Source organism: Burkholderia sp. GbtcB21, from assembly GCF_019091065.1.
In the GTDB taxonomy this organism is placed as follows: domain Bacteria; phylum Pseudomonadota; class Gammaproteobacteria; order Burkholderiales; family Burkholderiaceae; genus Burkholderia; species Burkholderia pyrrocinia_C.
In genome coordinates, this window is the sequence record NZ_JAGXKA010000003.1 from 285,722 (window position 1) to 307,400 (window position 21,679).

The following is a 21,679-nucleotide window of genomic DNA, read 5'->3' on the forward strand; positions in this document are numbered from 1 at the left end:
TCTAAGGGGATCGTTCAAGATTGAATACAAGAGCACCGATGCCCGGCCCCGCCGACGATCAACCGACGTCGGACAGCAAAGCCGCCACACCGGAATACGTCTACCTCGGGCGGCAGCCGATTCTGGACCGCAGCGGAGTATTGAACGCATTCGAACTGCTGTTCCGCTCCGGGACAGCCAATCTTGCCCGAATCACGGATGACGCTGCTGCCACTGCGCAGGTCATCGAGAGACTCATCGGCGATATTGGCCTCGACGCTGCACTGGGCGATCGCACCGGCTATGTGAACGTCGACCGGACGGTGCTGATGTCCGACATCGTCCGGTTGTTGCCGCGTGAACGCGTCGTACTCGAAATCCTCGAAACCGTGACGTTCGACGAGGCGCTCTGCAGACGCTGTAACGAACTGCGGCGCGCGGGCTACCGGCTCGCGCTGGATGACGTTTCTCGGGTTTCCCCGCGCCTGCTCGAGTTTCTGCCTTACGTCGATATCGTCAAGATCGATTTTCTCGAATGCCCGCGCGAACACCTTGGCGAACTGATCGACGCCGTCAGGCAGCACGGCAAGGTGTCGATCGCCGAGAAAGTCGAAACACCGGAGGACCATGCTGCGGCCATGCGCGCCGGCTTCGACCTGTTTCAGGGCTACTACTTTGCGAAGCCGCAGGTGCTGACATCGCGGCGCATCAAGCCATCGCGCGACGCGCTGCTGCGCCTGCTCGTGCTTCTGGGCGGCGAACCGGAGATTGTCGAACTCGAAGCCGAACTCAAGCGGATTCCGAACCTCGTCATTCAACTTCTGATGCTGCTCAATTCGAGCGCGGTCGGGCTTAGCCAGGCAGTTTCATCGCTGCGTGAGGCGATCATGCTGGTCGGCACGCGGCAAATCACGCGCTGGGCACAGTTGCTCCTGTTTGCAGATGAACGTCTGGACGCGCTGCGCTCCGATCCGCTGGCGCAGCTGTGTGGCACGCGTGCGCGATTCATGGAACTTGCCGCCAGCCGGCTGCGGCCCGATGACGATCGGATTGCCGAGACCGCGTTCATTGCGGGCGTGTTCTCGCTGGTTCATGTGCTGTTCGGCAACACGATCGAGGACGTCGTGACTACGCTGCCGATCCACGCCGATATCCGGCGGGCACTGCTCGAACGGCGTGGCGAGCTGGGTCTGCTATTGAACGCCAGCGAGGCAGCCGAATCGGGGGAGTTCAACGCAATCCGCGCAGCGTGCAATGAATTGACGATCTTCACCCCCAACGACCTGACCATGCTCTGGCTTGCCGCCGCCGCGTGGTACGACGATCAGGTGCGTGGGCTACCCGCACACCGCCCGCAGCGAGCCTCGCAATAAGGGAGCGACGGCCGCGCCGTCGACCTCACCCTGCCCGCAGCCGCTCGACTTGCCGCCGCGCAACCCGGATGTCGTCGTGGCACTCAACTCTTGCCCGAATCTGCCGTTAACTCAGGGCGGCTGCCCCTGAGAGGGCGGTGAGGGCGGTGCTCCGGCATGTGGATTCGCCGGACAAGGGGGCGTCGACCGTGGTCACGGGGCCAAAGTGCCGCGCTCGTCGCCACGACGCCTCGAGCGATGGGTCAATTCCCCGTTTGCGAGTTCGATGAGTACGCAACCATTCGAGGCAAGTGAGATCGCATCTTGCCTGCCGCCGCGGGCGAGCCCGAAGGTTGCCGGATCGACGTGCGCCGGCGAGGATTTTTCGTCTTGGTTAGAGAATGTATCCGAACAGCTACGATGTTCCGATTGCGCGCCTCGTCGCGCGTCAGATTCTGTCCTGCGCGCCCGCCACGCCGGTGCGGGAGGTCGCGCGACGCATGTTCGCCGAACGTTGCAGCTCGATCGTCGTGATGCAGGATGAACAGGTCGTCGGGATCTGGACCGAGCATGATGCACTGTCGGCCGGCGACAGTTCGCGCGAACTCGATCGGCCGGTCAGCGAGGTGATGAGCCATCCGGTGCTGACGCTCGAGGCCGATACGCCGCTGGGTGAAGCCGCGATGAAGTTCAAGCAGTCGGGCGTGCGGCACTTCGTGGTAGTCCGGGATGGCGCCGCGATCGGCGTGCTGACGCAGACCGACGTCGTCGTGAACCAGGGGCCGGAATTTTTCCTGCACCTGAAGCCGATCGAATCGATCTGCGTCCATCCGCCCGTTGTGGTGCCCGAGCAGGCCGCACTGCACGAAGTCATCGCGCGGATGCGCGCGCAACGGCTCGATGCGATCCTCGTCGGCTACGACGACGGCGAGCACGGCATCCTGACCGAACGGGACATCGTCCGGCTCCTGGCGGACGGCGGGGCCCAAGGCGCGGTCGGGGCCCATGCGAGCAAGCCGCTGCAGATGCTGACCGCCAAGCAGAGCCTGTATGCGGCGCAGCGCTTCATGACCGAGCACAATATGCGGCATGTCGGCATCCAGGACGACGATGGCAGGCTGACCGGGCTGCTCTGTTTCGCGGACGTGCTGCAGAGCATCGAGCACGAATACGCGAACGAGCTGCGCAGCGCCTTGCGCGAGCGCGACGAAGCGCTGGGCCTCGCGCGCTTCAACCTGCGCATGGCGGATCGGGTGTTCGAATCGGCACTCGAAGGCATCATGGTGACCGACCGGCACGCGAAGATCGAGCGCGTCAACCAGGCCTTCACGCGCCTGACCGGATACACCGAGGACGAAGTGATCGGGCGCAACCCGGGCCTGCTGAGTTCCGGGCGCCAGACGCCCGATTTCTACAAGCAGCTGTGGCATTCGCTGACGACCGATGGCCACTGGCAAGGCGAAATCTGGAATCGCCGCAAGACCGGCGAGCTGTTTCTCGAATACCTGACGATCACCAGCATTCGCGACAGCGAAGGCGAGATCTCTCACTACGCGGCGATCTTTTCCGACATCACGCAGCGGCGCCAGGCGGAGGAGCGGCTGGGCTATCTCGCCACGCACGACGTGCTCACCAATCTCGCGAACCGGATGCTGTTCGAGGAGCGGCTCGCGCACGCGATCGTCCACGCGAAGCGGCTCGGTCGCAAGGTCGCGGTGATGTACCTCGATCTCGACCGCTTCAAGCTGGTCAACGATACGCTCGGCCACAACGCCGGCGACGAGGTGCTGAAGATGGTCGCGGAGCGCATCGTCGCGAAAGTGCGCGCGAACGACACGGTGGCGCGCATGGGCGGCGACGAATTCGCGCTCGTGCTCGAGGAGGTCGACGATGTCCGCGACGTCGGGCGAGTTGCGCGCAAGCTGCTGGACGAAGTGGGGCGGGCGATCGATATCGGTGGTCGCGAGATCTTCGTGACGCCGAGCATCGGCATCAGCATCTATCCGGACGACGGCACCGAGGCGGAGGACTTGATCCTGCTCGCGGACCAGGCGATGTACGGCGCGAAGAGCCGCGGCAGGAACGTGTTCCAGTTCTTCGAGAGCAAGATGACGTCGTCGGCGATCGAGCAGCTGGAGACGCTCGGCGAGTTGCACCGCGCGCTCGAGCAGAATGAATTCCGCCTGTTCTACCAGCCGCAATACGATCTGGCCAGCGGCCGGATCGTCGGCGTGGAGGCGCTGCTGCGCTGGTTGCATCCACGCAGGGGCCTGGTGCCGCCGGGCGACTTCATCGGGCTGGCGGAGCGGTCCGCGCTGATCGTCCCGATCGGCAGGTGGGTGCTGCACGAAGCCTGCCGGCAGGCGCGCCGCTGGCTCGACGAGGGCTTCGAGTTCGGGCGTGTGTCGGTGAACGTGTCGGCACGGCAGTGCTTTACCGACCACTTCCTCAGCGACCTGACGACCATTCTCAGCGAAACCGCATTGCCGGCCGAATGCCTGCAGCTCGAGTTGCTCGAAAGCATGGCGATGAACACCCGCGAGGAAATGGGCATCCTGCTGCGCGAACTGGCGACGCGAGGGATCAGCCTGGCGATCGACGATTTCGGTACGGGCTATTCGTCGCTGGTGTATCTGAAGGACCTGCCCGTCGATACGCTGAAGATCGATCAGTCGTTCCTCGCGGACTGCGGTTCGGGCAGCACGGACGACGCGATCGTGCGCGCGATCGTTGCGATGGGGCGTGCGCTGGGGCTCGATGTCGTGATGGAGGGCGTCGAGACGGCAAAGCAGCTGGCTTTCCTGCAGGAGATCGGTTGCCACCAGGGGCAGGGCTTCTTGTTCGCGCGGCCGCAGCCCGCCGATCAGCTGGTCGGCATCTCGTCGCGCCGCGGCGCTGAATTGCTGGCAGAGTGAGCCGGTCGCGGGGCGCGCAGCGTTCACGCGCCGGCGGGTCGACGACTGACGCATGCGGCGCGGACCGGCTGCCGCGCGGCACGTAACCGGTCGAAGTCGTTCCCGTTCCAATGACACTTCAGCGGGTGGATGAGGGGCAAATGACGATTTGCCGTCATTTCCGCCTGCATGACACGATTTGAGGGATTTCCGTAAAATACGCCTTCTCAGGGTATTCGGTTAACGACTCCGTCATGCATCGAATCGGGTTTTTTGTTTGCAGTGGCCACGACGCGCTCGATCTTGGCGGGCCACTGTCGGCTTTTAATCAGGTGGCCGGAGCCGCTGGCCATACGCCGTACGATCTTCATGTCATCTCGCAGTCCGGAGGCCCGGTACGCGGCAATACCGGCCTTTCGATCGAGACCAAGCCGGTCGGAAGGCGCATGTTCGACACCGTCGTTTTCGTGGGTGGTGATATCGGCCCGATGCAGACACCGGAGAACATCGCCGCTGCCAAAAAATTGTGCGCCAGGGCGTCGCGGGTGGCGAGCGTGTGTACGGGAGCGTTTCTGCTTGCGGAAACCGGCTTGCTGGACGGCTTGAGAGCAACCACGCACTGGCGATACGCTGCGCTGTTGCAGTCCCGCTTCCCTCGCGCCCGGGTCGAGGGCGACAGCATCTATATCGTGGACGGCCGCATCTGGACGTCGGCGGGCATTGCCTCCGGAATTGACCTGGCGCTCGGCTTGATCGAAAGAGACATGGGTGCGGAAGTCGCGCGCGCCGTTTCCAGGCTTCTGGTCGTTCCGTACCGTCGACCGGGCGGGCAGTCCCAATTCTCCGCGATGTCGCAAATGGAGCCTGAATCGGATCGTATCCGCATCGCGCTGAACTTCGCGAGAGAGCATCTGGCCGAAGCGCTGCCAGTGGAACGACTCGCCGATGCGGCAAGATTGAGCCCGAGGCAGTTCGGACGAGCATTTCGTCGGGAAACCGGGGAAACACCTGCCAGGGCGGTCGAGCGTTTGCGCGTCGAAGCTGCGAGGCTGCGCCTGCAGGACGGTAGTGAACCCATCGAACAAATTGCGCTGGCCGTGGGATTCACTGATCCGGAACGCATGCGGAGGGCCTTCATCAAACTGTATGGCCACCCTCCGCAGGCGATCCGCCGCGAGAGCAGATTGAACAGTGCGCGCTGATCGAGCGCCGGGCTAATGGCGCTCGCGGTACGTGACTACTGGATCGCGGGGCGCTCAATGGCCATCGGATTTCCGGGCAGCGTAATCATTCCAGATGTCGCGATGCAATTTCCACGCGCCGCCCTCCTTCAGAAAGAGGAGGATCTGCTTGCCGCGGTATTTGAGGTTTCCAGCAGGGTCACGGATTTCCGCATCCGAAACCTCCGTCACGGTCCGGTCGTTACCGTAGAACTCGTAATTGCTGAACGATACGGTGTCGGGTTTTGCCCCGGCATACCCGTTGGCGAAGTGCGCGGCAATCGCGCTGCCTCCCGTCACCCTGTCGCCGCCGGGCGGCAGGAGTGCGCCGTCTTTCGTATACAGACGGCCTATCGCGTCGTAGTCCCCTCGCGCAAAGGCATCCGCCCATCGCGCGTTCTCGGCTTTGATGGCCGCTTCGGTTTGAGGCTGCGGGCCGCCGGCAATGGCTGGCGCCGCAAACGCGAAAAATGAAAAGCAGGCTGCAACGGCTGCAGTAAAACGACGAATCTGTTGCATTTGAGGATTTCCGGTCAGGGTTTGAATCGAAGGGGCTGCGCCAGCTTGCGCAGGTGAGGCAAGCGAGGTCGGCCGCGGCTTCATCGAAACGCGTGCGAGTCCTCGCAGACATTGGCCGCGGGCATCTCAGCGAACGCCAGGGATGCGTGCGAGCCCCCTGGATGCACCAGGCAGTTCCTTGTCGACCATCGCGACGAGTTCCGGCCGTGCGTCTCTGGGATGACCGGAATGGAACGGCGGAGCGGGATCGTATTCGATCACGAGTTGCGTGAATTCGGCGGCCTGCCGACCGCGCAGCTTCTCTGCGACGCGAAGGGCGAAATCGATGCCCGCCGTCACGCCGCCGCCGCTCATGAAGCGGCCGTTGTCGTCTTCCACGAACCGATCCGGCACGGGGATCGCGCCATATTCGGACAGCTTGTTGACGAAGGCCCAATGGCAGGCGCTTCGCTTGCCCTTGAGAATGCCCGTCGCAGCGAGCACCAGCGATCCGTTGCAAACCGACGTGACATGTTTGGCGCTTTCCGCCAAACGCCGGATCTGCGCTTGATACTCGGGCCGCATCGGCGCCGTCAAATCGGACCCGCCGGGCACCAGAATCAGGTCGGTCTTTTCGATATCGGCCAGTCGTTCGGTCTTGCCATACACGACCCCGAATTCGAGAGTCACGTTGCCCCCATTGAGGCTCGCATAGCGAACGTTCGTATTCGGTAAGCGGTGGAAAATTTCGCTGGGGCCGGCGAAGTCGAGAAGTGTCCCGCCGTCGTAATTGACAATCAAAATGTCGAGCGGGGCATCCGGAGCGCGTTCTCCTTTGCTGGCTGCCTGCGCAAGAGCAGGCGTGGTGCGGCCAAGCAGGGCTCCGCCACCCAGCACGGCGCCCAGCGTGGCAATGCTGCCGAGCTTGAGCATATCGCGGCGCGAGCGACCTGCTCCTGTGAGTGCCTTTCCGTAGGCATTGTTATCGTTGCTGTCGGTCAAGATCATTTCTCCTTGCGCTTCGGCCCCTCCGTGCGCAACCGGGTTGGGCCGGATTGAAAACCACCACGACAGGCATGCGGGTGGACGTGTGATCAAGGTGTGGATGAGCCGGAAGAACGTGCAGGGCTCTTGAATCGGAACGCGCGGGCTTAAAGCTGCGAGGCACCGCCATCGACAATCAGCTCGCTGCCGACGACGTACGAGGATTCGTCGCTGGCGAGATAGAGCGCCGCGTAGGCAATGTCCTCTGCCTTGCCGAGATGGCCTACCGGGATGGTCTTCGCGAACTCGCTCTTGAAGTTGCGGACATCCTCGTCCGACATCCCCCACTTGCCGAGCAGGGGCGTGTCCATGCCGCCCGGCGCGATCGCGTTGAACCGAATCTTGCGATCGAGAAACTCGTAGGACCAGCTACGGGCCAGCGATCTCACGGCGGCCTTCGCCGCCGCCGTCAACGAGATGCCATGCTTGCCGGTCTGGGCGACGAACGATGTGTTGAGGATGACTGACGAGCCATCTCGCAAGTCCGGCAGCACCGCTTGAAGCGTGAACACCACGCCCTTGACGTTGATGTCCATGATCTCGTTGTAGAGGTGGTCGTCGATGTCGTTGACCGCGGACGGGAAAGCCCAACCAGCGTTGGCGAACACGACATCCAGCCCGCCGAACTTCGCTTTTACCTCTGCGGCAATCGCTCGCATGTCCTCGATCGAACGGACATCGCCCTTGAGAACCAACGCATTCTCGCCAAGCTCGGCCTTCACGCGCTCGAACACTGCATCGTCGCGACCGGTAACCGCAACTCGGGCACCTTCTGCAATGAAAAGCCTGGCGGTCGCGAGACCGATGCCGCTGGTACCGCCCGTAATCAAAGCTGACTTGTTCTTGAGCCTCATCTTCCGTTCCTTTCTTTGCTCGAGATTGGTCAAACCGGACGCACAAGCCGCAATCGCGTTTGTGCTCGTGTTCCGGCTTGATTCCTGCGCAAATTATGGAACCGGAAGTGAATGGCTCAAAGGTCATATAACCCTCAAAATACGCCACTCAATTCAACCTGATGACGAACCCGCTTTTGGGGGCTACTGGCGGCCGCGCGCAACAATGGCGGGCCGGGCGGCTGATCCGAAAACCAAGCGAAGCCTCTGACTCTCTATTAACGTCGACGCGTCCGTGTGGTGTGTGTCACCGGCCCGCAGTAGTATCGGTGGCATCCCGTGTCAGGATTCCCGAATCGAGAGCGACCCATGCAGACCGAAGCGTCGACCCGCATTCTTCGTCAAATTCCGCGCAGCGTCTGGGTGTTGGGCTGCGTCAGCCTGTTGATGGACGTATCGTCGGAAATCATCCACAGCCTGTTGCCGATGTTCCTGATGGTGGGGCTCGGCGCGAGCGCGACCACGATCGGCGTCATCGAGGGGATCGCCGAGGCGACGGCGCCGGTCGTCAAGGTGTTCTCCGGCACGTTGAGCGACTATCTGCGCAATCGCAAGTGGCTGGCGGTCGCCGGATACGGGCTCGGCGCGCTCAGCAAGCCGCTGTTCGCCATCGCGCCGACGATCGGCGTCGTGGTGACGGCGCGGATCGTCGACCGGATCGGCAAGGGAATCCGCGGCGCGCCGCGCGATGCGCTCGTGGCCGACGTCACGCCGGTCCACCTGCGCGGCGCCGCATACGGGCTGCGGCAATCGCTCGACACGGTGGGTGCGTTTCTCGGGCCGCTGCTGGCCGTCGCCATCATGCTGATGTGGCGCGACGACTTCCGCCTCGCGTTCTGGCTGGCCGTGATACCGGGCATGCTGGCCGTGGCGCTGCTCGCGTTCGGTATCGAGGAGCCGGCGCGCGCGCCGGGCGACAAGCGCATCAACCCGATCCGCCGCGACGTCGTGAAGCAACTCGGCGCGCGCTACTGGTGGGTCGTCGCCGTCGGCGCCGTGTTCGCGCTGGCCCGCTTCAGCGAGGCGTTCCTGGTGCTGCGCGCGATGGGCGGCGGCGTACCCGTCGCGCTCGTTCCGCTGGTGATGGTGGCGATGAACGTCGTGTACGCGCTGTCGGCCTACCCGTTCGGCAAGCTCGCCGACACGACGAGCCACACGAAGCTGATGGTGGCCGGACTCGTCATGCTGATCGCAGCCGACCTCGTGCTTGCGCACGGCACGCACTGGGGAACCGTACTCGTCGGCGTGGCGCTGTGGGGGCTCCATATGGGGATGACGCAAGGGTTGCTGGCCACGATGGTCGCGCAAGCCGCGCCGTCCGAATTGAGAGGCACGGCGTTCGGCGTTTTCAATCTGCTCAGCGGCGTCGCGACGCTCGTATCGAGTGTCGTCGCCGGCATCCTGTGGGACAGGGCGGGCGCCGCGGCCACGTTCTACGCGGGGGCGGTGTTCAGCGCGGCGACCATCGTGCTGCTCGTCCGCTTGCGCGGATCGTTCGGCACCGAGCACGCCCGGTGATCGCGAGCCGGCAGCGAACTGCCTGACTAACTATCGGTGCCGCGCGGAAAGTAAAGCGCGAACGTCGTGCATCCGTCGCGGCTCACGACCTCGACCTTGCCGCGATGCAGCTCCATGATCGACTTGACGATCGCGAGCCCGAGCCCCGCGTTCCGCGCCGCACCATGCCGCGACGAATCGACGCGGTAGAAGCGCTCGAAGATCCGGTCGACCTGTTCGGGTGGAATCGCGGCGCCGCGATTCGTAACCTCGACGACCGCGTAACCGGCCTGCACGGAAACGGCTAGCTCGATCGTCGACTCGGCTTCCGCATGTTCGAGCGCGTTCGACGCGAGGTTGCTGACGGCGCGCCGGAACAGCGTTGCGTCCGCAACGACCGGCGCATTGCCGCGCACGTCGATGCGCACGCCGGCCTCGTCGGCCAGTGCCTGGAAATACGACGCGAGCCGGCGCAATTCGCTGCCCGCGTCGAGCTCGGCGGTTTTCAGATGCTGCCGCGCATTGTCGGTGCGCGCGAGAAACAGCATGTTCTCGATCATCCGCTGCAGCCGTTCGCATTCCTCGATATTCGAATCGATCAGCGCTTCGTATTCTTCGGTCGTGCGTGCGCGCGACAACGTGATCTGCGACGAGCTGATCATGTTGGCGAGCGGCGTGCGCATGTCGTGCGCGAGATCGGACGAGAACTGCGACAGCCGCACGAACGCGCGTTCGAGACGGTCGAGCATCCGGTTGACCGAGGTCGCGAGCTCGCGCAGCTCGACCGGGCCGCCGCGCGCGTCGAGGCGCGCGTTCAGGTTGTGCGCCTCGATGAGCGACGTCTGCCGGCCGAGGCTCTCGACCGGGCGCAGGCCGCGCGACGCGACCGCATAGCCGAGCGCGCCGACCAGCAGCGCGCCGACGGCCGCCGCGAACCAGATGTCGACGCGATAGCTTTCGAGCAGCGACTGGCGATCCGTCGCCGTGCGTGCGAGCGCGACCTGGATTGCCTCGCCGGACGGCAGCGTGGCGCGCGCATAGACGCAGCGCGATGTGCCGATGCCGGGCGGCGAGCAGGTGAACGGGGCGCCGGTTTTACCGGTTCCGCCGGACGCATGCGGCGCGGCGATCACCGTGGCGAGCGTGTTGCCGGCTTCGTCGGTGTGCTCGACGAGCGGGCGGTTCTGCCCGTCGTAGATGCCGAGATAGACGCCCGGATGCGACAGCAGCACCTCGTGGAATACGGCCGGATCGGCGCGCAGCGCGGCTGTCGATCCGCTCGCGTGCGCGAGCTGCAGGAACTGGTTGAGCTTGCCGGAGATCTCGATGTCGTCGCGCCGCGTCAGTTCGGCGGACAACGAACGATAGAGGTACGCGCCGGTCAGCGCGAACACGAGCGCGGCGACGACGGCGAACGCGAGCGTCAGGCGCCGCAGCAGCGAATACGAAGCCGGGCCGGCGGTCACGAACGATCCTCGAGCACGTAACCCATGCCGCGGATCGTGTGGATCAGCTTCTTGTCGTACGCGTTGTCGATCTTCGCGCGCAGCCGCTTGATCGCCGCATCGACGACGTTCGTGTCGCTATCGAAATTCATGTCCCAGATCTGCGACGTGATGAAGGTGCGCGTCAGCACCTCGCCCTCGCGTTCCGCGAGCAGTTGCAGCAGCGCGAATTCCTGCGCGGTCAGGTCGATGCGGTTGTCGGCGCGCCGCACGCGGCGCTTGATCAGGTCGATTTCGAGATCGGCCACATGCAGGATGTCGCGCACGTTGCGCGGTGCGCGCCGCAGCAGCGAGCGGATGCGCGCGAGGAACTCGGCATACGCGAACGGCTTGAGCAGGTAGTCGTCGGCGCCCAGTTCGAGGCCGGCGACCTTGTCCTCGATCGCCTCGCGGGCCGTGAGCAGCAGCACGGGCGTCTGCTTCTGCGCGCGCAGCCGCCGGAGCACCTCGAAGCCGTCCATCTCCGGCAGCATCACGTCGAGCACGACGAGATCGAAATCCTCGTGCAGCGCGAGGAACAGCCCGTCCTTGCCGTTCTCCGCGATGTCGACCGTGTAGCTCGCCTCCATCAGCCCCTTCCGGAGGTACGACGCCATCTTGGGTTCGTCTTCGACTATCAGTATCCGCATGGTGAGGCAGGCTGTCCGTGGTTCCAGCCGGTCAGTGTAACGCCTGAGCTTACGGCGCCGTGCGTGCGCGAAAGATGACCGCCGGATGACGGAATTTTCATGAAACGCGTGATCGCCGCTCCGCCCGCGTTTCATGAAAATCCCGTCATGTTTCGACCATGTCGTCGTCACGGCGGCGGCGATAAGCTGCAGCCGTGTTGTCCCCGGAGCGCGCCGTCGCGGCGCTGCGCCGGCCGATCCGATCGTTGCCCGCCTGATTCCGTTTCCATGTCGTACTGGCGCAAATTCATCCTCGTCGTGCTGCTGGCGCTGAGCCTGCCGATCCAGTCGTTCGCGACCGTTTCGATGCAGTGCGCGGGCGCTGTCGTGCCGCATGCGGAAGAGGTGCCGCACATGATGTCGACCGCGCCGGGCACGCGGGGGAACCATGGGGATCACGACAGCCACGCGGCGTCGTGTGCCGCCTGTGTGTCCTGCTGCTTCGGCACGGGCATGTCGGGTGTGCCGGCGGTGCCGGCTGCGGCGGACGCCAGCATCGCGATCGCGTCGTATCCGCTTTCGGCCGTCGTCGTGTCGTTCCTGACCGGCGGCATCGAGCGGCCGCCTCGGCGGATTCCCGTCTAGTCCCTGCCCGCGGCCGACCGGCCGCGACCCGCAATCCACGCTGGCGGCCGTACGCGGTCCGCCGGACGACTCACGACGAGACTTGTTCATGCGATTGATCACTGCGGCGCTGTTGAGCGCGGCGGCCATCGTGCCGTCGCTCGCGCCTGCGCAAACCCCGTTTCCCGATCCGGCGGACGCCGCCGCGACGGTGCCGGACGTCACCGTGACGTCCGCGTTCGACGGCTACCGGCCGTATCGGGACGACGAAGGCCCGGGCTGGAAACAACTGAACCGGGACGTACTGGAACGGCCCGCGAAGGGGCGCACGACCGCCGACACGAAGCCCGGCAACCCGGCGGGCAACGGCGGCGCCCATGCGATGCACGGAGGGGCCGCGCGATGAAGAAACTGGCGATATCGCCGCGGATCGGCGCGGCCGCAATCGTGCTGGCATTCCTCGCGGGCTGCACGACGTTTTCGAAGGACGGCGGCTTCGGCGCCGTGTCGTCCACCGCGTCGGAACGGATCGGGAAAGACGCCGTCGTCGTCCGCACCGACGCCGACCGCGAAGCCGTCGACAAGCGGACCACGGAATTGCTTGCGAAACCGCTGTCGATGGACGACGCGGTTCAGGTTGCGCTGCTGAACAACCGCGGCCTGCAGGCGTCGTACGCGGAGCTCGGGCTGTCGGAGGCCGACCTCGTGCAGGCAGGCCGACTGCCGAACCCGCGCTTCTCGTTCAGCCGCACGCGCGCCGGCGACGGCGAGCTGAGCCTCGGCCGCACGTTCTCGGCGAACGTGTTCGCGCTGCTGACGATGCCGCTCGCAACGAACATCGAACGGCGTCGTTTCGAACAGACCAAGCTCGAAACGGCCGATGCGATGCTGAAGGTCGCGGCCGACGCGCGCCGTGCGTATGTCGAGGCCGTCGCCGCCGAGCAGGCCGCGAACTACGCGCAGCAGGTGCGCGATGCGGCGAGCGCGGCCGCCGAACTCGCGCAGCGCATGCGGCAGGCCGGCAGCTTCAGCCGGCTCGATTACGCGCGCGAACAGGCGTTCCATGCCGACGCGGTCGCGCAGCACGCGAAGGCGCGCCAGCAGGCCGTGGCCGCGCGCGAAAAGCTCACGCGCGCGATGGGCTTGTGGGGCGAGCGCACGCAGTACGCGCTGCCCGACCGCTTGCCCGACCTGCCGAAAGCGCGTCCGGACCTGCCCGATCTCGAACGCTTCGCGATGAGCAACCGGCTCGACATCCAGGCGGCGAAGCTGCAGACGCAGGGCGTCGCGTCGTCGCTCGGCCTCAGCAAGGCCACGCGCTTCGTCAACGCGGTCGATCTCGGCTACGTGAACAACTACGAGACCGGCAAGGGTCACGAGCACGGCTACGAGATCAGCGTCGAGATTCCGCTGTTCGACTGGGGCGGCGCGAAGGTCGCGCGGGCCGAGGCCGTCTACATGCAGTCGGCGAACCGGCTCGCGAAGACGGCCATCGATGCGCGCTCCGAAGTGCGCGAGTCCTACGCGGCATACGTGACGAGCTACGACGTCGCAAAGCACTATCGAGACGAAGTCGTGCCGCTGCGCAAGACGATCTCGGACGAACTGCTGCTGCGCTACAACGGGATGCTCGCGAGCGTGTTCGAGCTGCTGACCGATGCGCGCGAACAGGTCGGCGCGGTGAACGGCTACATCGATTCGCTGAAGGACTACTGGCTCGCCGAAACCGATCTGCAGATGGCCGTCGGCGGCCGGCTGCCGACTTCGGGCCCCGCACCGCGCGCGGCGGCTGCCGCCGAACCCGAACCCGGAACCGACGCTGCGCCGCAGCCGGCTTCCTCACCCGCGGCGCAACCGGCGCCCGCAACGCATCCTGAAGGTCATTGACATGGTGTCCCGTCGACAATTTCTCAGCGGCTCGGGCGCCGCGCTGCTGGGCGCCGCGATGGTCAGCAAGGCCGGCGCCGCGTCGCTGCCCGAAGCGCCCACGATGGCGAAAACCGCCACGCAGCCGCCGCTCGTGCCGCCGAACGGCCGCCCGTACACGCCCGTCGCGACGCTGAACGGCTGGACGCTGCCGTGGCGGATGAAGAACGGCTGGAAGGAATTCCACCTGACGGCCGAGCCCGTCGTGCGCGAGATGGCACCCGGCATGAACGCGAACCTGTGGGGCTACAACGGCCAGTCGCCGGGCCCGACGATCGAGGCCGTCGAAGGCGACAAGGTCCGCATCTTCGTGACCAACCGGCTGCCCGAGCACACGACGATCCACTGGCACGGGCTGCGGCTGCCGAACGGGATGGACGGCGTCGGCGGCCTCACGCAGCCGCATATCCCGCCCGGCAAGACCTTCGTCTACGAGTTCCAGCTCGAATCGCACGGCACGTTCATGTATCACCCGCACGCCGACGAGATGGTGCAGATGGCGATGGGGATGATGGGCATGTTCATCGTGCACCCGAAGGATCGCGGCACGATGCCGGTCGATCGCGACTTCGTGTTCCTGCTCGCCGCGTACGACATCGATCCGGGCAGCTACACGCCGCGCGTGAACGAGATGACGGATTTCAACATGTGGACCTTCAACTCGCGCGTGTTCCCCGGCATCGATCCGCTGCCGGTGCGCGCGGGCGACCGCGTGCGGATTCGTTTCGGCAACCTGACGATGACGAACCATCCGATCCACCTGCACGGCTACAGCTTCGAAGTCGCGGGCACCGACGGCGGCTGGATTCCGCCGGCGGCGCGCTGGCCGGAAGTGACGGCCGATGTCGCGGTGGGCCAGATGCGCGCGATCGAGTTCACCGCCGATCGCCCGGGCGACTGGGCGTTCCATTGCCACAAATCGCATCACACGATGAATGCGATGGGCCACCAGGTGCCGAACCTGATCGGCGTGCCGCAGAAGGATCTCGCGAAAAAGATCGGCAAGCTCGTGCCCGACTACATGGCGATGGGCAGCACGGGCGGCGCGATGGGCAACATGGAGATGCCGCTGCCCGACAACACGCTGCCGATGATGACGGGCACGGGCCCGTTCGGGCCGCTGGAGATGGGCGGCATGTTCACGGTGCTCAAGGTGCGGCAGGGGCTCGGCCGCAACGACTATCGCGACCCGGGCTGGTTCCGGCATCCGAAGGGCACCGTCGCATACGAATACACCGGCGAATTGCCGGACGGCTGAGCAGCAGTAGCAGCACGCGGCGGCCGTGCCGATGCGGCCGCCGGTTTCGATTCACTCACTCGGGAGCAAGCACGATGAAGAAGGGACTGGTTTCGATTGCAATGGGTTGCGCGCTGGCGTTTTCCGCCGCGTCGTACGCGGCCGGCGACATGGCCGGCATGGACATGAGCGGCGGCGCGATGCAGGGCGCCGACGCGAAGCACGGAATGTCGCACGGCGAGATCCGCAAGGTCGACACGGCCGCGGGCAGGCTGACGATCAAGCACGGCCCGCTGGACAACCTCGGGATGGACGCGATGACGATGGTGTTCAAGGTGAAGGACCCAGCGATGCTGTCGCAGGTGAAGGTGGGCGACAAGATCGACTTCGTCGCCGAGGACGTGGGCGGCGCGCTGACCGTCGTCGAACTGAAGAAGCCGTGACGCCGGGCATGAACATGAAGATCACGACTCTCACGCGGCTGGCCGCCTTCGCCGCGGCCGGCGCGATTCTCGCGGCCGCACCGGTCGCGGCATCGGCGCACGGCAAGCTGGAAAGCGCCGCGCCCGCGACCGGCAGCACGGTCGATACGGCGCCCGACACGTTGCGGCTGACGTTCAACGAAGACCTCGAACCGACATTCAGTTCGGTGAAGGTGTCGGACGCGAACGGCAACGCGGTCACGCAGGAAAAAGCGAAGGTCGATGCGTCGAACCCGCGCGTGATGACCGTCGCGATGCCGAAGCTCGCGCCGGGCGCGTACACGGTGCAGTGGGCGGCGATGACGGCCGACGCGCATCGCACCAAGGGCACCTATACGTTCAAGGTGAAAGGGTGAACGAGGGCTTCGTCGGCCTGCTGCGGCTCGTATCGGTGGCGATCCAGAACGCGGGGTTCGCGGTGATCGTCGGCGCGCTGCTCGGCAGCCACTGGCTCGCGCGCGGCGCGTCGGCGTGGCAGCACGGCATCGGGCGGCGTCTCGTCGCGACGCTGCGCATCGCGTCGGTCGTGTCGCTGCTCGCGAGCATCACCGCATTCTGGGCGCACTGCGCGCTGATGAGCGAAGTGTCGCTGCTCGACGCCGGGCCGTCCGTCCGCGCGATGCTCGTGGGCACCGGCTTCGGCCATGCGTGGCTGGCCGGTGCCGTGTTCATGGTCGTCGTCGTGCTGCTGTCGTTCGTCAGGCATGCGAACGAAACACGCTTTCCGTTCGCGATGTGGGCCGCGCTCGCATGCGTCGCGCTCGCGCGCAGCAACGGCGGCCATCCGGTCGACGCGGGGCTGTTCAGCGTGCCGGTGTGGGTCGACTGGCTGCATCTGCTGGCGATCAGCGCGTGGGTCGGGCTCGTGCTCGTGACGGCGTTCGGCGTGATGCCGCGACTCGTTGGCATGCCCGCGGGCGAACGCGCGACCGGCGCGTCGTTCGTGCAGTCGCTTTCCGATGCGTCGACCTATGCGTTGATCGCGCTGTTCGCGACCGGCGCGTACAACGGATGGCGCGGTGTCGATACGCCCGCCAACCTGCTCGCGTCGACGTACGGACAGATCCTGCTGCTGAAGCTCGCGCTCGTGCTGATTGCAGCGGCGCTCGGCGGACACAACCGGTTCTTCGGGATGCCGAAGCTGCTGGCCGCGCTGAAGGACCCGGCCGCCGCGATGCCGGCCGGCCCGTTGCGCCGGTTCGGCGCGGTGTTGCGGATCGAGGCGGTGGTGCTGGCCGGCGTGCTGATGGTGGCGGCCGTGCTCGTGTCGAGTGCGTTGCCGGGGACGGTCTAGCGCGGCGGTGCGGTGCTGCAGGTCACGCAGGGGAATCGTCACGCGGACGGCGGATTTTTGTCGGACGATCCCCCCTGCGTTTTCCGGCACAACCCGTGCGGCTGGTTGTGATCGCAGCGCGATGACGGAAATTACATCGGCCTGTCTGCCGATTACCAAAAACTGTCATTGAGCGCCGCTAAGCTTTCGCCACCCTCACAACCGGGATTCCCCGCCATGCGCTCGACAATCCGCCTGTTTGCCCCGCTATTGCTTCTGCCCACGCTCGCCGCGCCGGCGCTCGCCGCCACCGCCGCGCCCGTCAGCCCGAACTGCGGCGGCAGCGCGACGCCGATCGCCGATATCCAGGGACCGGGCGCGCCGTCGCCGCTTGCCGGCCAGAACGTGTCGATCGAAGCCGTCGTCACCGCCGATTTCGGCGGTACCGACGGCTTCGGCGGCTTCTTCGTCCAGCAGGCCGACGCGCAGCGCCGCAACCAGCCGGGCGTGTCAGAAGGCCTGTTCGTCTATGCGCCGAAAGTGCGTGCGAAGGCCGGCGATCTCGTGCACGTGACGGGCAAGGTGGAGGAGAAATACGGGCAGACGCAGCTCACGCAGTCGGGTGCGATCGCGGTGTGCGCGAACGGCCAGACCGTCACGCCCGCGACGCTCACGCTGCCGGTGGACAGCCCGAACGCATTCGCCGCGTATGAAGGGATGCTCGTGCGCCTGCCGCAGACGCTGAACGTCACCGACAACTACGAGCTCGGCCGCTACGGCAGCGTGTTGCTCAGCAACGGCCGCCTGCGCACGCCGACGAGCGTCGTGCCGCCCGCGCAGGCGCAGACGCAGATCGATGCGAACGCACGCAACCGATTGGTACTCGACGACGGCTCGAACAAGCAGAACCCCGCGACCGTGCCGTATCCGGCGCCGGGCCTGTCGGCCGCGAACACGCTGCGCGCGGGCTACACGGTGCGCGACGTCGAAGGCGTGCTCGAAGTGCGTTACGGCGCCTGGCGCGTGCAGCCGCTGCCCGGCGCGGCCGTGCCGGCATTCGACGCGCGCACGAACCCGCGCACCAACGCGCCCGCGCGCGATCCGAAATCGAACCTGCGCGTCGCGTCGTTCAACGTCCTCAACTACTTCAACGGCAACGGTCTCGGCGGCGGCTTCGACGATCCGAACAACCGCGGCGCGAAGAACTACCAGGAATTCCAGCGTCAGGAAGCGAAGATCGTCAGCGCGCTGAAGGCGCTCGACGCCGACGTGATCGGCCTGATGGAAATCCAGAACAACGGCTACGGCGAACTGAGCGCGGTGCGCCAGCTCGCGGCGAAGCTCGGCGACACCTGGCGCGTCGTCGATCCGGGCACGTCGCGCCTCGGCGGCGACGCGATCGCGGTCGCGATGATCTACGACAGCCGCAAGGTCGAACCGGTCGGCCGCGCGGCCACGCTCGCGATCGACGACAAGAACCGCCAGCCGCTCGCGCAGTCGTTCCGCCGTATCGGCGGCAAGCAGGCACTGACGATCGCGGTGAACCACCTGAAGTCGAAGAACTGCCCGGACGCCGCGAACGACGATCTCGACCAGGGCGACGGCCAGGGCTGCTGGAACCCGACGCGCACGCGTGCGGCGGCGAAGGTTGCCGACTGGCTCGCCGGCACGCCGACCGGTGTCGCGGGCCAGGGCGTGCTGCTGATCGGCGACTTCAACAGCTATACGCATGAAGACCCGATCCGCGCGCTCGAATCGCGCGGCTACCGCAACCTCGTCGCGCGCTGGATCGGTGCGAACGCATACAGCTACGTGTACAACGGCGAAGCCGGTTATCTCGATCACGCGCTCGCGACGCTGCCGCTCGCGTCGCACGTGAAGGCCGTGCACGAATGGCACATCAACGCGGACGAACCGCTCGCGCTGCAATACACGATGGCGTACAAGTCGGCCGAGCAGCAGAAGACGTTCTACGCGCCGGATGCGTATCGTTCGTCGGATCACGATCCGGTGCTGATCGATATCGCGCTGCCGGGCGGCGGGCGTTGATGGCGGGTTGATTGTTTGTGGCGGGCGACGGCGCGTGTGTATCGCGCGCCGCTCGCACCGCGGAAAATCCGGTCGGATATCGGGTAAATAATTCCACTGCAACCGAGGCGAATTAGCGGAATCGGTATTTTGTGGATGGCGAGGGACGCATAAGCGCCGCGGATTGAAAAATTGTAGAAGTGAATAGAGTCATCGAATCACGTATGCATGAAGCTACGCCGCTTTAATCGATTGGTGATAATAAAAATGAAAGAAAAATCCTGTCGATCTGAAGGCTAACTTTGAAGCGCTTCGTCAATATAAAAGGCGCTTCTGCGTTGTGCGAGAAAAGCAAAATATTCGGCGAAGCCTTGCCGACAAGGCGCACCTTGCACGAATAATCCCGCTTTCTTTCAAATTCCAGACACTGACCGGCCTTCGCATCATTACGGGATTTTTAATATCGGAATGATCTTTGACAACGCGGCGCAGCACCGCCTATTTTGTCGATGTCGTAAATTTCGGTAATCAGAAAAGAAGTCCAAACTGCAGGGGGCGGTTCAAGCACGATTCTCGCCGGCAGTTTGCTGTGTCTGTATCACGTTCAGTCTCTTGAAGCAGTCCGATCCCAACCGCCTTTTGCGCGAGTGGCGGGTGTTGCTGCGCGTCTCGCCGGCGAAGGCGGCCTTTGTGAAGCGGTATCCGAACCAAATCAAAGGGCAGAGATGAAACCAGACAGGAGCTGTACCGGCAGCCGCCAAGGTCGCCGTGGTCGTCACGGCCGATTGGCCGGGCTAGGCGCATTGACCGTCATGACACTGGCGCTCGCGGCATGCGGCGGCGACGATTCGTCGTCCGTCGGCGCGTCGAGCCTCGCGCAGGCGACCGCCAGCCAGCAGGCCGGCGTGCAAGCGGCCGCCAGCCAGGCGCCGGCGGCCAACCAGCCTTACGTCGATCAGGTCGCGTATTCGATGAATGCGACCGACGGCCTCGCCGCCGCGCAGGTGTCCGAGAAAGCGGCGGTCATGCACTACCAGTGGAAGTCCGGCGGCACGACCATCAACTACACGACGACCACCGGCCACCTGACCGCGCAGGACGCGAACGGCAATGCGGAAGCGTCGATGTCGTATGTCGCGTACACCGCGCCGAGCACGAACGGCAAGCCGCGGCCCGTCACGTTCGTGTATAACGGCGGCCCCGGCTCGTCGTCGATCTGGCTGCGTCTCGGCTCGTTCGCGCCGACCCGCGTCGCCACGCCCGATCCGCTGTTCGGCAGCAACTGGCCGAACTATCCGCTCGTCGACAACGCGGAAAGCCTGATCGACACCACCGACCTCGTGTTCATCGACCCGCCGGGAACCGGGCTGTCGGAAGCCGTGTTGCCGAACACCAACCAGAAGTACTGGGGTTCCGATGCGGACGTGAACATCATGCGCGACTTCATCCAGCGCTACCTGAACGTCAACAGCCGCGGCAGCTCGCCGATCTACCTGTACGGCGAATCGTACGGCACGCCGCGCACCGACATGCTGGCGCTCGCGCTCGAATCGGCCGGCGTGCACCTGACGGGCATCGTGCTGCAGTCGGCAATCCTGAACTACTTCGCGGATGCAGTGGAAGCGGTGGCGATCACGCAGTCTACGGAAGGGCTTCTGCTCGAAACCGATACGGTGGCAGGTTATCTGCCAGGTTACGCGGCGGTCGCGGCGTACTTCAACCAGGTCTCGCCGGCGCCGGTGAACCAGGCTTTGTACGCACTGCAGACGGAACTGTTCACGACGCTGATCTACAACCAGCTGCAGAAGTATTCGCAGTCGTGGGTGTTGAGCCAGCTCGGCATTCCGGATGCGCTCGGCACGCCGGTGTTCCCGAGCGATGCGACGCTCCAGCTGTGGTCGATCCCGTCGAGCCTGACGCAACAGGCGCTGCGCGGCTACTTCAACGCGAACCCGTTCGGCACGAGCCTGCTGCCCGGAACGACGGTCGGCCGGTATGACGGACGCGTATCGTTGCCGAACTCCGATCCGCGTCTGCAAACCGACGGCGACCCGTCCGACATCCTGATCTCGCAGCCGTTCACGAACGCGCTCGCGACGCAGATGCCGGACTACCTCGGCTATACCGCGCCGAATGCGACTTACCTGCCGCTGAACGACAACATCATCGGCGTATGGGACTTCTCGCACGACGGCCAGCCGATGCCCGACACGATCCCCGATCTGCTCGGTGCGCTGCAGCTCAACCCGAAGCTTCGCGTGCTCGCGGAGAATGGCTTCCACGATCTCGCGACGCCGTTCTTCAACACCGAGAAGCAACTCGCGCGGCTGCAGACGGTGAAGGGGCTGAACCCGAAGCTGCAGGTGAACTTCTTCCAGGGCGGTCACATGACGTATCTGGACGATGTCGCGCGTCCGCAGATGAAGCGAGACCTGACGACGTTCTATCGCGGCAAGCGGATTCCGACGGCGCTGACGCTGCATACGCTGCCGCCGCCGTGGCCGGACGAGAACCCGCCCAGCGTGCCGACCGGCAGCGTCCCGGGCGCAACGGCCGCGACGACGCTGGCGGCGGCCCCTTGAGCGACGGACTCCTTGTCAAAGGAACCCTCTATTCATC

18 protein-coding genes are annotated in these 21,679 nt (G+C 65.3%); 13 read left to right on the forward strand and 5 right to left on the reverse strand.

The genetic code is table 11. From position 1 onward, the window contains the following. Positions 1 to 38: 38 nt before the first annotated feature. The 3 genes from KVT39_RS09295 (at position 39) to KVT39_RS09305 (ending at position 5,427) form a co-directional block, all read left to right on the forward strand. Positions 39 to 1,352: an EAL and HDOD domain-containing protein gene (locus tag KVT39_RS09295; protein ID WP_034181925.1), complete on the forward strand. Its 1,314-nt coding sequence runs from the start codon at positions 39 to 41 to the stop codon at positions 1,350 to 1,352. A 380-nt stretch (positions 1,353 to 1,732) separates the two neighbouring features. Then, a complete protein-coding gene (locus KVT39_RS09300; RefSeq protein WP_175746761.1) occupies positions 1,733 to 4,246 on the forward strand; it encodes an EAL domain-containing protein in 2,514 nt (837 codons plus the stop codon). A gap of 233 nt (positions 4,247 to 4,479) precedes the next feature. Next, the gene (locus KVT39_RS09305) at positions 4,480 to 5,427 is read left to right on the forward strand and encodes a GlxA family transcriptional regulator (protein WP_217588725.1); all 948 of its coding nucleotides are present in this window, start codon (positions 4,480 to 4,482) and stop codon (positions 5,425 to 5,427) included. Between the two features lie 54 nt (positions 5,428 to 5,481). Here the strand turns inward: KVT39_RS09305 and KVT39_RS09310 are convergent, their stop codons facing one another. The 3 genes from KVT39_RS09310 to KVT39_RS09320 all read right to left on the reverse strand — a co-directional run bounded on the left by KVT39_RS09310 (position 5,482) and on the right by KVT39_RS09320 (position 7,841). Then, positions 5,482 to 5,964 (reverse strand): DUF4440 domain-containing protein, encoded by a 483-nt coding sequence (locus KVT39_RS09310; protein WP_034181928.1) that lies wholly within the window; start codon positions 5,962 to 5,964, stop codon positions 5,482 to 5,484. Between the two features lie 126 nt (positions 5,965 to 6,090). Then, positions 6,091 to 6,945, reverse strand: coding sequence for a DJ-1/PfpI family protein (locus tag KVT39_RS09315; RefSeq protein WP_217588727.1), 855 nt, complete (start codon positions 6,943 to 6,945; stop codon positions 6,091 to 6,093). Between the two features lie 149 nt (positions 6,946 to 7,094). Continuing rightward, the gene (locus KVT39_RS09320) at positions 7,095 to 7,841 is read right to left on the reverse strand and encodes an SDR family oxidoreductase (protein WP_105392745.1); all 747 of its coding nucleotides are present in this window, start codon (positions 7,839 to 7,841) and stop codon (positions 7,095 to 7,097) included. A 348-nt stretch (positions 7,842 to 8,189) separates the two neighbouring features. On the opposite strand from KVT39_RS09320, the gene KVT39_RS09325 reads away from it, so the two are divergent. Beyond that, complete coding sequence (locus tag KVT39_RS09325) at positions 8,190 to 9,398, forward strand: MFS transporter (RefSeq protein ID WP_217588730.1); 1,209 nt, start codon at positions 8,190 to 8,192, stop codon at positions 9,396 to 9,398. 26 nt (positions 9,399 to 9,424) lie between these two features. On the opposite strand, the gene KVT39_RS09330 is transcribed toward KVT39_RS09325, so the two are convergent. Next, a complete protein-coding gene (locus tag KVT39_RS09330) occupies positions 9,425 to 10,843 on the reverse strand; it encodes a heavy metal sensor histidine kinase (protein WP_217588732.1) in 1,419 nt (472 codons plus the stop codon). Beyond that, positions 10,840 to 11,511 (reverse strand): heavy metal response regulator transcription factor, encoded by a 672-nt coding sequence (locus tag KVT39_RS09335; protein ID WP_152861704.1) that lies wholly within the window; start codon positions 11,509 to 11,511, stop codon positions 10,840 to 10,842. The genes KVT39_RS09330 and KVT39_RS09335 overlap by 4 nt, the downstream gene beginning before the upstream one ends. Positions 11,512 to 11,778: 267 nt before the next feature. On the opposite strand from KVT39_RS09335, the gene KVT39_RS09340 reads away from it, so the two are divergent. The 9 genes from KVT39_RS09340 (at position 11,779) to KVT39_RS09380 (ending at position 21,642) form a co-directional block, all read left to right on the forward strand. Next, positions 11,779 to 12,135 carry a hypothetical protein gene (locus tag KVT39_RS09340; protein ID WP_217588734.1) on the forward strand — a complete coding sequence of 119 codons (357 nt, stop codon included), beginning with the start codon at positions 11,779 to 11,781 and terminating at the stop codon, positions 12,133 to 12,135. An 88-nt stretch (positions 12,136 to 12,223) separates the two neighbouring features. Then, positions 12,224 to 12,520, forward strand: a complete 297-nt coding sequence (locus tag KVT39_RS09345) for a hypothetical protein (RefSeq protein ID WP_217588735.1) — start codon at positions 12,224 to 12,226, stop codon at positions 12,518 to 12,520. Beyond that, complete coding sequence (locus tag KVT39_RS09350) at positions 12,517 to 14,001, forward strand: TolC family protein (RefSeq protein WP_217588736.1); 1,485 nt, start codon at positions 12,517 to 12,519, stop codon at positions 13,999 to 14,001. The genes KVT39_RS09345 and KVT39_RS09350 overlap by 4 nt, the downstream gene beginning before the upstream one ends. Before the next feature lies 1 nt (position 14,002). After that, complete coding sequence (locus tag KVT39_RS09355; protein ID WP_072438338.1) at positions 14,003 to 15,298, forward strand: multicopper oxidase family protein; 1,296 nt, start codon at positions 14,003 to 14,005, stop codon at positions 15,296 to 15,298. A 74-nt stretch (positions 15,299 to 15,372) separates the two neighbouring features. Continuing rightward, a complete protein-coding gene (locus tag KVT39_RS09360) occupies positions 15,373 to 15,720 on the forward strand; it encodes a copper-binding protein (protein WP_131949125.1) in 348 nt (115 codons plus the stop codon). 14 nt (positions 15,721 to 15,734) lie between these two features. Beyond that, entirely contained in the window at positions 15,735 to 16,115 is a 381-nt protein-coding gene (copC, locus tag KVT39_RS09365; RefSeq protein ID WP_034182202.1) for a copper homeostasis periplasmic binding protein CopC, read from the forward strand. Further along, on the forward strand, positions 16,112 to 17,053 hold the full coding sequence (locus KVT39_RS09370) for a CopD family protein (protein ID WP_217588737.1): 942 nt from the start codon (positions 16,112 to 16,114) through the stop codon (positions 17,051 to 17,053). Before copC ends, KVT39_RS09370 begins: the two co-directional genes overlap by 4 nt. A 216-nt stretch (positions 17,054 to 17,269) precedes the next feature. Beyond that, entirely contained in the window at positions 17,270 to 19,081 is a 1,812-nt protein-coding gene (locus KVT39_RS09375) for an ExeM/NucH family extracellular endonuclease (protein ID WP_217588747.1), read from the forward strand. A 704-nt stretch (positions 19,082 to 19,785) separates the two neighbouring features. Continuing rightward, positions 19,786 to 21,642: a peptidase S10 gene (locus KVT39_RS09380; protein WP_217588748.1), complete on the forward strand. Its 1,857-nt coding sequence runs from the start codon at positions 19,786 to 19,788 to the stop codon at positions 21,640 to 21,642. The last annotated feature ends 37 nt before the right edge of the window (positions 21,643 to 21,679 follow it).